This is a genomic window from Ruegeria sp. AM1 (genome assembly GCF_056540745.1).
In genome coordinates this window covers 154834-168300 of sequence record NZ_JBQFXH010000003.1, presented here as the reverse complement: position 1 = coordinate 168300, position 13467 = coordinate 154834, and the positions used below count along the sequence as shown (strand labels likewise).

The window sequence follows — 13467 nt, the reverse complement described above, 5'->3', positions numbered from 1 at the left end:
ACCGGCGTCTTGGTAAGGGGTACGTGGACAGAATTGCAACCACGCAATTGTATCGGGCGCAATCTTGCGCCCTTATCGAGAAAAAGCCGCCCCAAAGGGCGGCTTTTGCAATTGGATCGCCGAACCGGCGTTACATCAGCGGCGCCTGCCCCCAGATGTAAACAGCGAAGAACAGGAACAGCCAGACAACGTCAACAAAGTGCCAGTACCAGGCGGCCGCCTCAAACCCGACGTGTTTTTCGGGCGTAAAGTCACCCTTCAGCGCCCGGATCAGACAGACTGACAGGAAAATCGTGCCGATGATCACATGCGCGCCGTGGAACCCTGTGGCCATGAAGAAGTTCGAATAGAACTGATCCCCACCGAATTTCCAGTCTTCGTGGGCCAGCAGCTCATAGTATTCAAAAGCTTGCAGACCGGTAAAGGCAATGCCCAGAACGATACCAATAGCCAGACCGTTGATCAACGCCTTGCGGTCATTGTCATGCACCAGCGCATGGTGCGCCCAGGTGATGGCACAGCCCGACAGCAACAGAACCAGCGTGTTGATCAGTGGCAGGTGGAACGGGTCAACCGCATGGATGTCCGGCTGGATGTATTCGGTACCGGCATAGTCGTACATCGGATACATGCGATGTTTAAAGAATGACCAGAACCAGGCAAAGAAGAACATCACCTCGGACATCACAAACAGGATGAAGCCATAGCGCAGACCGATGCGGACCACCGGCGTGTGATCCCCGGCGCGGCTTTCGGCCACAACTTCGGACCACCAGGCAAACATGGTGTAGAGAACAGCCACCAGCCCGGCCCAGAACATCCACGGGGTGATCCCGTGCATCCACAGGACAGCTCCGAACAGCATCACAAAGCCACCGATCGCGCCGATCAGCGGCCAGATCGACGGGGCCAGAATGTGATAATCATGGTTTTTTGCGTGTGCCATCAGCGTCCCTCACCTACAGGCGTTAGTTCGTGTTTGTGTCAGCCTGCGTCTCAAGGGCGGCATAGCCCTCAGGCAGGTCAATTTCGTAGAATGTATACGACAGAGTAATCGTATGAACATACTTGGCTTCAAGATCTTCGACCATTTCCGGATCGACGAAGAATGTTACCGGCATCTCAACCCGTTCCCCGGGCTGCAGAACCTGTTCTTCAAAGCAGAAACAGGCGATCTTCTGAAAATACCCACCGGCCGAATACGGCGTCACGTTATACGAGGCCTGCCCGGCGATAGGTCTGTCCGTTGGGTTATAAGCCTCATAGAAGGCCAGCCCCGTCTCGCCGATGCGCACCTTCATCTCGCGCTCAACCGGTTTGAATTCCCACAGCATGTCTTTCGCCTTAGAGGCATCAAACCGGACCGTGATCACCTGATCCAGAATCTCTTCGGGGGCCTGTTCGGCCACGCCGGTGGTGCCACCAAAGCCGGTGACACGGCAGAACCAGTTATAAAACGGCACCGCTGCCCAAGCGAGGCCGCCCATCAGAACGACGACACCAACCAGCTGCACAACGGTTTTCTGAGGACCCGACATTGCCATCAGTTCTGCACCTCTACACCCGACGCTGAAAAATCAGTCCCCGAAACTTTCACGATGGTCAGACCAAAAATGATTACGATAAAGGCCGCCAGCGTCAGGCCGACGCCCAGATTGCGACCAAAGCGGCGGTGGTGCAGTTCATGACTTTTGCGCAAACTCATCACCAGCCTCCCAACCCATAGGGTTTCAGCAGCGCCTCGACCAGGATCGCACCAAAATGCAAGAAGAGATAGAGCAGCGACAGCTTGAAGAAGCTGCGTTCGACTTTGAAGTTGTCCGCCTCGGCATCGTCTTCGGTCCGGCGCGAGATCGCCCACGCGCCGCGCAAGAACAAGGCGTTCAGCACCAGCGCCACCACCAGATAGATCGGTCCGCCGATACCCGAAAAGGCGGTTCCAACGGCCAGCGTTGCCAGCAGTGCCGTGTAGACCAGAATATGCCAGCGCGTCGCGCGGCGGCCATGGGTCACGGTCAGCATGGGGACACCCGCATCGTCATAATCCGAGCGCATGAACAGGGCCAGCGCCCAGAAGTGTGGCGGGGTCCACATGAATGTCAGCGCGAACATCAGCCACGGCTCAATCGACATCGATCCGGTGGCGGCCACCCAACCGATAACCGGCGGAAACGCCCCTGCCGCGCCGCCGATCACGATGTTCTGCGGCGTCGAACGCTTTAGCCACATCGTATAGACGACGACATAAAAGAAGATGGTGAAGGCCAGGAATGCCCCTGCGAACCAGTTGGTCGCCAGCCCCAGCATGATGACCGACAGACCGGACAGCGCCAAACCCAAAGCCAGCGCTTCGCCGTCCTGAACTTTGCCCGAAGGGATCGGCCGGCCCTTGGTGCGCTTCATGACCTTGTCGATATCCGCGTCCCACCACATGTTCAGCGCGCCGGAAGCGCCGCCACCGATCGCGATGAACAGGATTGCGCAGAAGCCAACAAAAGGATGCACAGGCACCGGCGCCGCCAGCAGACCAACCAAAACAGTAAACACCACCAGCGACATCACACGCGGTTTCAACAAGGCGAAATAGTCACCAAAGCCGGCCTCATCCGCGCGGGTCTGGGCGGTCACCTGGCTGGCATTGAAGCTTGCGTCGCTCATGTCCGATCCTTCTGGGGCAAAAGCTGCGCGAAAACCGCGCAGCCCGCAATAATACCTAGGCCACTATGGGCTTAGTTCGAGGCGACCTGGAACGATGCAGGCTGACCCGCATACTCTTCCAAAGCGCCTTGCAGCCATTCCTCATAGGCCTCTTCGCTGACCACTTTGACGGTGATCGGCATATAGGCATGGTCTTTCCCGCACAGCTCCGAACACTGGCCGAAATAAACGCCTTCCTTGTCCGCCTGGAACCACAGCTCGGCCAGACGACCGGGAACACCGTCCTGCTTCACGCCGAAAGACGGGATGGTCCAGGAATGGATCACGTCCGACGCAGTGACCTGCATCACGACGATTTTGCCAACCGGAACAACGACAGCGGTGTCGGTCGCCAGCAGCCACTCATCATCGCTGTAGCCCGAATCCGCCAGCTTGGCGCGCATTGCATCATCCAGAACAAATGGCGTCACATCAGCGTCCGCCGGGCGTGCGCCTTCGTCCAAAGTGGCCGGGTGGCCCAGCAGATAGCTGTCAAATGCGAAGTCATGATCAACATATTCGTAGGTCCAGTACCACTGGTTGCCCACAACCTTGATCACCACGTCACCCTCGGGAATCTCTTGCTGTTTGAACAGGACGGGCAGCGAGAAGGCACCAATAAAAACCAGAATCAGGATCGGGCCGAGCGTCCAGGCAATTTCGACCGGGGTATAGTGCGAGAACGCGGCGGGCTTGGGGTTAACGCGCTGATTATAACGCACGATGCAATAGACCAGCAGCCCGGCAACAAACACACAAATCGCCGTGATGATTACCAGAATCATGTTGTCCAGCGACTGAATCCCTTCAGCCAAGCTGGTGGCCGCAGGCTGGAAGCCGATGCCCCCATCGACCGGCTTGCCAATAATCTCAAGCTCCTGAGCCATGGCGGGAAGGCTGGAGAGGGCTGTCATAAACCCTGAAAGCATCAAAGCATTCTTCATGTTCTGTCCTGATCGTTTGATCTTTGCGTCCCTGGCGAAAAGGTGTGAATCGGTCGCACCTCTCCCGTTGTCTTTGGCCGCGTTAAAAACCATATTCCGTCGGGTAGATAAAGCAAAATGCTTGCGTCAAACAGACGCTATTTTTGATCTGGATCAAACCCGAAAGGTCCCAACCCATGTCTGACGCCCCGTTTCGCCCCTTCGAAAGCGCTCTTCCGCAGGATGAAGCGCTGGCCATCTTACGCTCGGCCACGGACGGAGCCGAAGACGGAGAGCTGTTTGTCGAGCGGCGAAAATCCGAATCTCTGGTATTCGATGACGGGCGTCTGCGGACCGCGTCTTACGATGCATCCCAGGGGTTCGGCCTACGCGCCGTGCAGGGCGAAGTGGCCGGATATGCGCATTCGACAGATGTTTCGGTCCCTGCGCTGAAACGGGCCGCAGAAACCGCGCGACTGGCCGTGGGCGAAGGTGGGGGCACTTTGGCCGACGCGCCCCGCGCGACCAATATCCGTCTTTATACCGATGAAGATCCGATCGAATCGGCTGACTTCCCGGTCAAGATCGAAACCCTGCGCGAGATCGATAGTTTCGCCCGCGATCTGGACCCGCGTGTGGTTCAGGTCAGTGCGACGATTGCCGCCGCCGTGCAGGAGGTCGAGATTCTGCGGCCCGATGGCGTGGTGGTGCGCGACGTCCGTCCCATGACCCGCGTGAATGTCTCGGTAATCGTCGAGCAAAACGGTCGCCGCGAAAGCGGATCGGCCGGAGGTGGCGGGCGGGTTGGCCTGAGCGGGCTGATCGATCCCGCAGATTGGCAGGCCAAGGCCCGCGAAGCGCTGCGCATTGCGCTGGTCAATCTGGAGGCTGTCCCCGCGCCCGCCGGGGTCATGGAAGTTGCCCTTGGACCCGGCTGGCCCGGTATCCTGCTGCATGAAGCCATCGGTCATGGGCTGGAAGGCGATTTTAACCGTAAAGGCAGCTCTGCCTTTGCCGGACTGATGGGGCAGCAGATCGCGTCAAAAGGTGTAACCGTTGTGGATGACGGCACCATCCGGGATCGCCGCGGCTCGATCTCTGTCGATGATGAGGGAACGCCCAGTTCGCGGACGGTGCTTATTGAGGACGGTGTTCTGACAGGCTATATGCAAGACCGCCAGAATGCCCGTCTGATGGGCGTTGCGCCCACAGGCAACGGGCGGCGACAGAGCTATGCGCACAAGCCAATGCCGCGCATGACCAATACCATCATGCTGGGCGGGGAAGCCGATCCCTGTGAGTTGGTGGCCGAAATCAAAGACGGCATCTGGGCTGTTGGGTTCGGCGGAGGACAGGTGGATATCACTAACGGCAAGTTCGTTTTCTCATGCACCGAAGCCTACCGCGTTGAAAACGGCAAGATCGGTGCCCCGGTCAAAGGGGCGACATTGATCGGGGACGGGCCTTCTGCGTTGAAACGTATTCGGGGTCTCGGCAATGACATGGCGCTGGATCCGGGCATGGGGACCTGTGGCAAGGATGGCCAGTGGGTCCCAGTCGGCGTCGGGCAACCCACTGTTCTGATGGACGGGCTGACTGTGGGCGGCTCGGCGACCTGAGCCGCCGTGGCGTTTGCTGAAAACTCCGGAATCTGAGCATGAAATTTGTGAACCCGCTTCCCTTTGTAGAAGACGTCGAGAGATCAAAGCGTTTCTACACGGACATTGTGGGTCTGATGATCGCCGAGGATCATGGCAACTTTGTCAAGTTTGAGAGTGGATTTGCGGTTCACGACGGCACATCACTATTCAAAACGGTTTTCGCAAAGGACGACAACAACGCAGCACCATATGGTCGTAAGAACATGGTCCTCTATTTTGAAACTCCTGATCTAGAGTCGGCGTTCGCTCGTATCTCGCCAAGCGTGAATCTCATACATGAGATCAGAGAAGAGCCTTGGGGGCAGCGCGTCTTTCGATTTTTTGATCCCGATCAGCACATAGTAGAGCTTGGTGAACCTCAGCAAACGTAGACGACAACGTGCATGGGCAGCTCTGCCCCGCCAGCGCGAGGGCCTCAGCGTCGCAGGCAGCTGTGATTGCGGCAAGGTCGAGCAACAAATCAGATATTTGGTTTCCGGCGCGGCGTAAGCGTACCAAGCAGGGCACGGAAGATGTACTTTTGCCGACTGTTACACGTCTTCCCCAGACGAAATACATTCAGACTGCATAAAATTTTCTTCGATTCACGGGCTGTTAACCCGATGTCCCGTAAACCAGTTCTGCAATCAGGCGGAGCAACGGATGACCGAAGAGCAGCTTTCTTCCAATCACCCCCCACTCCCACCCACCACGGAAGAGGACCGGTTTTCCTGGCTCCGTCTGTTGCGTTCACGCAAGGTTGGGCCGGCGACGTTTCGTCGGCTGCTGCGGGAACATGGCTCAGCGCAGAATGCGCTGGGGGCGCTGCCGGAAATGGCACGCGCTGCCGGAATTGAAGGGTATGAAATTTGCCCGCCCGGCGTGATTGAGGCGGAACTCAGGGCCGCAAAAGCCGTCAATGCGCGGCTTTTATGCCTTGGGTCCGCCGAATTTCCCAAAGCCCTGCAGGATTTGTCCGATGCGCCGCCGCTGATCTGGGCTATGGGCGATGTCTCGATCTTACAACGGCCAATGATCGCAATGGTCGGCGCGCGGAACTGCTCATCCCTCGGATCGCGCATGGCCCGTGCTTTGGCTACCGACCTGGGGGCCGAAGGGTTTGTTATCGTTTCCGGGTTGGCACGGGGCATAGATACCTCGGCGCATCTGGCCGCCCTGAGCAGCGGTACGGTTGCCGTAATGGCAGGCGGGGTCGACGTGGTTTACCCGGCAGAAAACACCAAGCTCGCAGGCGATATCCTGGAAACCGGTCTGCGCCTGTCCGAGCAACCGATGGGCACGACACCGCAGGCACGGCATTTTCCAAGACGCAACCGGATCATTTCCGGCCTAGCGCAGGCTGTTGTGGTTGTCGAGGCCGCCACCAAGTCCGGCAGCCTGATCACCGCACGCGATGCGCTGGATCAGGGGCGCGAGGTTCTGGCTGTCCCCGGACACCCCTTCGACGCGCGCGCCGTCGGTTGCAATCTGCTGATCCGAGATGGCGCAACGCTGGTCCGCTCCGCACAGGACGTGATCGAAGCTCTGCCCCGGACGGAAATTGCAGATTCTTGTGAAGAAGCAGAGCTGCCTCTGGATATACCTCAGCCCGCACCCGCTCAGGTTTCCGGCAAACTGCAGGACCAGATTCTGTCGCGCCTAGGACCATCCCCGGTGGCTGAGGATCAGCTTATTCGTGACATCGCCACCACAGCTGGGGAAATCGGACCTGTTCTGGTCGATCTCGAACTGGATGGGCGAATCCAACGGCAAGCGGGCGGATTGCTCTCGCTTGCAGGTTAAGCGTCGCACGATCCGCGGGTGATGGCCGCGACAAACCGCATATGCTGCTGAGATCACAGGTGAAATTCATCATTTTCAGGAACGCATTGACAATTCCGCCTTGCCCCACACATTTTGCACGGCCATAGAGGGCGCGAAATCCGTCGAGCGAGGTTTTTAACTAAATGCCTGTAGTTGTTGTAGAATCCCCGGCCAAGGCAAAAACAATCAATAAGTATCTTGGTTCAGACTACACGGTTCTGGCCTCATATGGCCATGTGCGCGACCTGCCACCCAAGGATGGATCGGTCGATCCCGAACACGAGTTTGCCATGACATGGGAGGTCGGGACTGACAGCCGCAAACATGTCAAAGCCATCGCTGACGCGCTGAAAGAAGACAACGCGCTGATCCTCGCGACCGACCCCGACCGCGAAGGCGAAGCGATCAGCTGGCATTTGCAAGAGGCGCTGACCAAGCGCCGCTCGATCAAAAAGGACACGCCAGTCAGCCGCGTGACCTTTAACGCCATCACCAAAGATGCCGTGACTGAGGCCATGCAGAACCCGCGCGAGGTCGATATGCCCCTCGTCGAGGCCTATCTGGCCCGACGCGCGCTGGACTATCTGGTAGGCTTCAACCTGTCGCCTGTGTTGTGGCGCAAGCTGCCCGGCGCGAAATCCGCAGGACGTGTGCAATCTGTCTGCCTGCGTTTGATCGTCGAACGCGAGATGGAGATCGAGGCGTTCAAACCCGTTGAATACTGGTCGGTCCGCGCCTTATTCGAAACCCCGCGTGGCCAGACCTATGAGGCGCGGCTGGTGACTCTGGCGGGTAAGAAGCTCGACAAGCACGATCTAGCGAACGCCACGCAGGCGGAACTGGCGGTGCAGGCCATCACCAGCCGTGCGCTGAGCGTCACCTCGGTCGAGGCCAAGCCTGCCGCGCGCAATCCCAGCGCGCCGTTCATGACATCGACCTTACAGCAGGAAGCCAGCCGCAAGTTCGGCATGGGCGCGCGCCACGCGATGCAGGTGGCTCAGCGTCTCTATGAGGCCGGATACATTACATATATGCGGACCGATGGTATCGACATGGCGCCAGAGGCCGTCGCCGCCACGCGCGATGCAATTGCCGACCGATATGGTGCCGAATATGTACCGGACAGCCCGCGCATCTATAAGAACAAAGCCAAAAACGCTCAGGAAGCGCACGAGTGTATCCGCCCTACGGATATGACCCGCGACGCCAAGGCACTGAAGGTCACCGATGAGGATCAGCGCAAGCTCTACGACCTGATCTGGAAACGCACCATCGCCTGTCAGATGGCAGCCGCACGACTTGAGCGCACAACGGTTGAGATCGGCAGTGATGACGGTCAGGTCGGTCTACGCGCCACCGGTCAGGTGGTGATGTTTGACGGTTTCATGCGCGTCTATGAGGAAGGCCGCGATGACGTAGCCGATGAAGACGACCGGCGCCTGCCGCAGATCATGCAGGGCGATCCGGCCCGTTTCGCAAAGACGTCTCTGAAGGACCAGTTCGTCAAGGCCACCAGTGAGTCGGGTGATAAGGCCGCAAAAGAGGCCATCCTGTCCGAGAACGATGCTGTGCTGGCCTTGCAGCACCATACTCAGCCCCCGCCGCGCTATACCGAGGCCACTTTGGTCAAGCGCATGGAAGAGCTGGGGATCGGACGGCCGTCAACCTATGCTTCGATCGTGACCACGATTCAGGACCGGGAATATGTCCGCAAGGACAAGAACCGGCTGATCCCCGAGGAGAAGGGGCGGATCGTCACCATCTTTTTGCTCAACTTCTTCCGTCAATACGTGGGTTATGAATTCACGGCCAATCTGGAAGGGGAACTTGACGACGTCAGCGCCGGTGATCGCGACTATAAGGACCTGCTGGGCAAGTTCTGGCGCGACTTCTCGGCTGCGATTGGCGAAACCTCGGAACTGCGCATCTCGGAAGTGCTGGACAAGCTGGACGAGGCGCTTGCGCCACAGCTCTACCCGCCGCGCGACGATGGGTCTGATCCGCGTATCTGCCCGAAATGCGGTGTGGGTCACTTGCATCTGAAAACCTCCCGCACCGGCGGGTTCGTCGGCTGCGGGAATTACCCAGAATGCACCTACACCCGCCCCATCGCCGGTGAAGGCGCAGAAGGTGACGAACGTCTGCTGGGCGAAGATGCCGGAGATGAGATCTGGCTGAAATCCGGTCGTTTCGGTCCTTATGTTCAGCGCGGCGAACCAACGCCCGAGAACAAGAAGCCGCCACGCGCATCGCTGCCGCGCGGGTGGAGCAAGGATGACATGGATCTGGACAAGGCGCTGACGTTGCTGTCTCTGCCACGCCAGATCGGCGAGCATCCAGAGGGCGGCATGATCACATCGAACTTCGGACGGTTCGGGCCATATCTGATGCACCAGCTGGCTGATGAAGCGAAACCGGTCTATGCCAACCTCAAAGACCCCAATGATGTGTTCGAGATCGGCATGAACCGGGCCGTCGAACTGCTGGCCGAAAAGCGCGCCAATCCCGGACGGGGACGGCGCGCCGCCGCCAAACCGCTGAAAGAGCTGGGAGACCATCCCGATGGCGGCACGATGCAGGTGCTGGACGGGCGCTATGGGCCCTATGTCAAATGGGAAAAGATCAACGCGACCATCCCAAAGGACATCAAGCCCGAGGATGTGACGCAGGAAATGGCCATCGAGTTGGTCAATGAACGGGCCGCCAAGAAAGGCACCAAGAAGAAAGCGCCTGCCAAAAAGAAGGCCGCCCCAAAAAAGAAAGCAGCCACCAAAAGCAGCTAGGCTTTGGCGAGCCCTGTGATCAGCTGCGTCATTGCAGCGACATAGGGCTCTGACGCCTCCCCTTGGGCGATGGAAAGCGCGGCCCGGTCATAGGCCGCAGACAAAACGTCGGACAGAGCCTCAAGCGCGGCAGGCTCAGCATTCGGCAGCATGGCATCCAGCCCGGCCCGCAGGGCCTGACGCCCCCCACCCGCATCGATCTGTGCCATCGCGCGCGCGCCCAGAACAGCAGGGCCATCGATCAGCAGCAGACGCGCGCGGCCCGGTTCGCCCATGGCCTGAAAGAAGGCCATGCTGCCAGCGGTCATCGCTTCGCTCCCGGATACCTGCGCCCCGCTGTTGATCGCCTGCGCCAGCGCAGCAGCCTCGGCCACAACCACGGCGCGGAACAAATCCTGCTTGTCGGTGAAATGATGATAGAGCGCACCGCGCGTGACCTGCGCCGCTCGAACGATTTCGGGTGTCGAGGTCTCGGCATACCCTCTTTCGACAAACAGCGCACGGGCAGATGCGATCAGGCGCGCGCGCATCGCCGCACGACGATCAGCGTTGGGAACAGGTTTAGGAGTTTTCTCTTGCATACATATAGCCTGTATGTTTATTTCAGCCTACATACAGACTGCATGTAAGTGAGGGAGAATACAAGATGCAGACCACACAGTATTATCCTGTCATCCAGACAGAGGATGTCGTTGGCACCGCCGCTTTCTATCAAACACATTTCGGTTTTCGTCCGGCCTTTGCCGCCGACTGGTATGTGCATTTGCAATCCAGTAGCGACCCGCGCGTCAACTTGGCGATCCTTGATGCGCAGCACGAAACGATCCCCGCACCTGCCCGCGGTCCTTCGAGCGGATTGATTCTGAACTTTGAGGTCACGGATGCTGCCGCTGAATACGACCGCTTGAACACTGCAGGGCTGAACATGCTGAAACCCCTCTGTGACGAGGATTTCGGGCAGCGTCATTTCATCACTGCTGACCCAAACGGAGTTCTGATCGACGTCATCACGCCAATCCCACCCAGCGCGGAATTTGCAGCGCAATACAGCCCGGTAGAGTAGAAATACCACCACCCCCTTGGATTCATTGACTTCACAATGACGTGGCGGCACAACCTGCGTCATCACCACGTCATTGGGGGAGTTTTCCATGAAGAAAGTCTATGCCAATGCCTCCGAAGCTCTGGACGGAGTGTTATCGGACGGCATGATGATCGCAGCAGGCGGGTTCGGCCTATGCGGCATTCCCGAACTGTTGCTTGAGGCCATCAGAGAATCTGGTGTGCAGGATCTGACCTTTGCCTCGAACAATGCCGGCGTGGACGACTTTGGCATTGGTATTTTGCTGCAGACCAAGCAGGTCAAGAAGATGATCAGCTCGTATGTGGGCGAAAACGCCGAGTTCATGCGTCAGTACCTCAGCGGAGAGCTGGAGCTGGAGTTTAACCCGCAGGGCACTCTGGCCGAGCGTATGCGCGCCGGCGGGGCGGGCATTCCGGGCTTTTACACCAAGACCGGCGTCGGCACCGTGATCGCCGAAGGTAAAGAGCACAAGGATTTCAACGGCGAGACGTATATCATGGAGGAAGGCATCTTTGCCGACCTCGCCATCGTCAAAGCCTGGAAAGCCGACGACACCGGGAACCTGATCTTCCGCAAAACCGCGCGGAACTTTAACGTCCCTGCGGCAACCTGCGGCAAAATCTGTATCGCCGAAGTGGAAGAGATCGTCCCGCGTGGCGCGCTGGACCCAGATTCGATACATCTGCCCGGCATCTACGTGCATCGCATCATTCAGGGCAGCCATGAAAAGCGCATCGAACAGCGCACCACCCGCAAGAAGGAGGAAGCATAATGCCCTGGGACCGCAATCAGATGGCCGCGCGCGCGGCACAAGAGCTGGAAGACGGCATGTATGTGAACCTCGGCATCGGTATTCCGACGCTGGTGGCAAATTATGTGGGTGACAAGGACATCACTCTGCAGTCGGAAAACGGTATGCTGGGCATGGGCCCCTTCCCCTTTGAGGGCGAAGAGGACCCGGACTTGATCAACGCGGGCAAGCAGACGATCACCGAACTGTCCCGTACGTCCTATTTCGACAGCGCAACATCCTTTGCCATGATCCGCGGTGGTAAGATCGCAGCAGCCGTGCTGGGTGCTATGGAAGTGGATGAGGAAGGCGATTTGGCCAACTGGATGATCCCGGGCGTACTGGTCAAGGGCATGGGCGGCGCCATGGATTTGGTGGCGGGCGTCGGTCGCGTGATCGTCGTGATGGATCACACCAACAAGCACGGCAAATCCAAGCTGCTGCAGAAATGCACCCTGCCCCTAACCGGCAAGAAGGTAGTGAACCGGATCATCACCAATCTGGGCGTTCTGGACGTTATTGAGGGTGGGCTTAAGATCATCGAGATCGCGGAAGGCGTCACAGAGGACGAGATCCGCGCAGCCACCGAGGCCAAAATCGTCAACTGATCTGTCGAAAATCATCAGGCCCGCAAGACTGCGGGCCTGGAATTAGTTGAGCGTTTGGAAAACACATCCATCCGATATTAACTCAGGCGGTGTGGCGCATAAAGCCCGCGCAACCTGAAAAGCAGCCAAAACCTTTGGCACATAATCACGCGTCTCAGCATAGGGCGGCACGCCGCTATGCTTACGCACGGCGCCTTCCCCAGCGTTGTAACCCGCGAGAACAAGAATTGGGTCATGCCCGAACTCTTCCATCAGCCAGTTCAGGTATTTGACGCCGCCAGCGATGTTCTGACCGGGCACCAAGCTGTCTTGCACTCCGAAACGTGCCGCTGTTGCCGGCATGAGCTGCATCAGCCCCTGCGCGCCCGCAGAACTGACCGCATCCGAACGCCCCGCCGATTCAACGGAAATCACAGCCAGCACCAGCGCGGGGGATACATTGGTTCCCACAGTAGATTTCAGAATATCTATCCCGCGCTGCTGTGCGATGTTCTGCAGCGTTTTCAAACGCGGAGAGGCCACATTGGTCGAGGCCAAAGCCTGTATCGCCGGATCAAGACGACCGGGACCGGCCCTTGCGAGCTCGGGTGAGATCTTCTCCCAGAAGGTCTTATAAGAGCCGACAGGCTTCTTAACACTGCTGACCTGTGCATCGCCGACCGGCGGCTGGTCGTCCGGCACCGCTTTTTTCGTCCGCGCAATGATTTCCGGGACAACCAGTGTTGTCCCGGTGCTGGGCGCAGAGGGTGAGGCGGCATGCTGTTCAGGGGTAATCTGCACAGTCACACGCGGCCGCGTACCGGGCTTGGGTGCCTTGATCCGCTTGTAGACGCCTCTTGGCTCTATATCAGCAGCAATCACTGGAGCGGGCGCAGACGCTGTCACGAACACCGTCAAAACGCCGGCGCATTTAAGTGCGTCCCGGAGAGTCATTTGCCTGCCTCATCTTTTCTTTTGGCTTGATTTGATACGCGAATCTGCCCGCAACACCAGAAAAACAAAGCGAAATGGGGCGATTTCGCCTCATTTGGCGCAATTTTGCATCGCCCTGAAGAATATCACCCAACAATGCGAAAATTTTTCACATTAAAAATCAATAAGTTACGAAACGTATGACT

General features: G+C 58.3%; 14 protein-coding genes. 7 read left to right on the top strand and 7 right to left on the bottom strand.

From position 1 onward, the window contains the following. Nucleotides 1–130 precede the first annotated feature (130 nt). The 5 genes from ACR0I7_RS11240 to coxB form a co-directional block, all read right to left on the bottom strand. Complete coding sequence (locus tag ACR0I7_RS11240) at nucleotides 131–946, bottom strand: cytochrome c oxidase subunit 3 (protein WP_480511005.1); 816 nt, start codon at nucleotides 944–946, stop codon at nucleotides 131–133. Nucleotides 947–968: 22 nt separating this feature from the next. After that, entirely contained in the window at nucleotides 969–1544 is a 576-nt protein-coding gene (locus ACR0I7_RS11235) for a cytochrome c oxidase assembly protein (RefSeq protein WP_480511003.1), read from the bottom strand. Then, nucleotides 1544–1705, bottom strand: a complete 162-nt coding sequence (locus ACR0I7_RS11230) for a hypothetical protein (protein ID WP_480511001.1) — start codon at nucleotides 1703–1705, stop codon at nucleotides 1544–1546. The genes ACR0I7_RS11235 and ACR0I7_RS11230 overlap by 1 nt, the downstream gene beginning before the upstream one ends. Further along, complete coding sequence (cyoE, locus tag ACR0I7_RS11225) at nucleotides 1705–2658, bottom strand: heme o synthase (RefSeq protein WP_480510999.1); 954 nt, start codon at nucleotides 2656–2658, stop codon at nucleotides 1705–1707. The genes ACR0I7_RS11230 and cyoE overlap by 1 nt, the downstream gene beginning before the upstream one ends. A gap of 71 nt (nucleotides 2659–2729) precedes the next feature. Continuing rightward, on the bottom strand, nucleotides 2730–3641 hold the full coding sequence (gene coxB / locus ACR0I7_RS11220; protein ID WP_480510997.1) for a cytochrome c oxidase subunit II: 912 nt from the start codon (nucleotides 3639–3641) through the stop codon (nucleotides 2730–2732). Between the two features lie 176 nt (nucleotides 3642–3817). Between coxB and tldD the strand changes: the two genes are divergently transcribed. The 4 genes from tldD (at nucleotide 3818) to topA (ending at nucleotide 9867) form a co-directional block, all read left to right on the top strand. Further along, a complete protein-coding gene (gene tldD, locus ACR0I7_RS11215; RefSeq protein WP_480510995.1) occupies nucleotides 3818–5239 on the top strand; it encodes a metalloprotease TldD in 1422 nt (473 codons plus the stop codon). A gap of 38 nt (nucleotides 5240–5277) precedes the next feature. Further along, nucleotides 5278–5652: a VOC family protein gene (locus ACR0I7_RS11210; protein WP_480510993.1), complete on the top strand. Its 375-nt coding sequence runs from the start codon at nucleotides 5278–5280 to the stop codon at nucleotides 5650–5652. Nucleotides 5653–5923: 271 nt separating this feature from the next. Then, on the top strand, nucleotides 5924–7063 hold the full coding sequence (dprA, locus tag ACR0I7_RS11205; protein ID WP_480510991.1) for a DNA-processing protein DprA: 1140 nt from the start codon (nucleotides 5924–5926) through the stop codon (nucleotides 7061–7063). 164 nt (nucleotides 7064–7227) lie between these two features. After that, nucleotides 7228–9867, top strand: a complete 2640-nt coding sequence (gene topA, locus ACR0I7_RS11200; protein WP_480510990.1) for a type I DNA topoisomerase — start codon at nucleotides 7228–7230, stop codon at nucleotides 9865–9867. Here topA and ACR0I7_RS11195 read toward each other — a convergent pair. After that, nucleotides 9864–10448, bottom strand: a complete 585-nt coding sequence (locus tag ACR0I7_RS11195) for a TetR/AcrR family transcriptional regulator (RefSeq protein WP_480510988.1) — start codon at nucleotides 10446–10448, stop codon at nucleotides 9864–9866. The genes topA and ACR0I7_RS11195 overlap by 4 nt on opposite strands. Nucleotides 10449–10513: 65 nt before the next feature. On the opposite strand from ACR0I7_RS11195, the gene ACR0I7_RS11190 reads away from it, so the two are divergent. The 3 genes from ACR0I7_RS11190 (at nucleotide 10514) to ACR0I7_RS11180 (ending at nucleotide 12349) form a co-directional block, all read left to right on the top strand. Then, nucleotides 10514–10930, top strand: a complete 417-nt coding sequence (locus ACR0I7_RS11190) for a VOC family protein (protein WP_480510986.1) — start codon at nucleotides 10514–10516, stop codon at nucleotides 10928–10930. A gap of 88 nt (nucleotides 10931–11018) precedes the next feature. Further along, entirely contained in the window at nucleotides 11019–11723 is a 705-nt protein-coding gene (locus ACR0I7_RS11185) for a CoA transferase subunit A (RefSeq protein ID WP_480510984.1), read from the top strand. Next, nucleotides 11723–12349, top strand: coding sequence for a CoA transferase subunit B (locus tag ACR0I7_RS11180; protein WP_480510982.1), 627 nt, complete (start codon nucleotides 11723–11725; stop codon nucleotides 12347–12349). Before ACR0I7_RS11185 ends, ACR0I7_RS11180 begins: the two co-directional genes overlap by 1 nt. A gap of 42 nt (nucleotides 12350–12391) precedes the next feature. On the opposite strand, the gene ACR0I7_RS11175 is transcribed toward ACR0I7_RS11180, so the two are convergent. After that, a complete protein-coding gene (locus tag ACR0I7_RS11175) occupies nucleotides 12392–13282 on the bottom strand; it encodes a lytic transglycosylase domain-containing protein (RefSeq protein WP_480510980.1) in 891 nt (296 codons plus the stop codon). Between the last annotated feature and the right edge of the window lie 185 nt (nucleotides 13283–13467).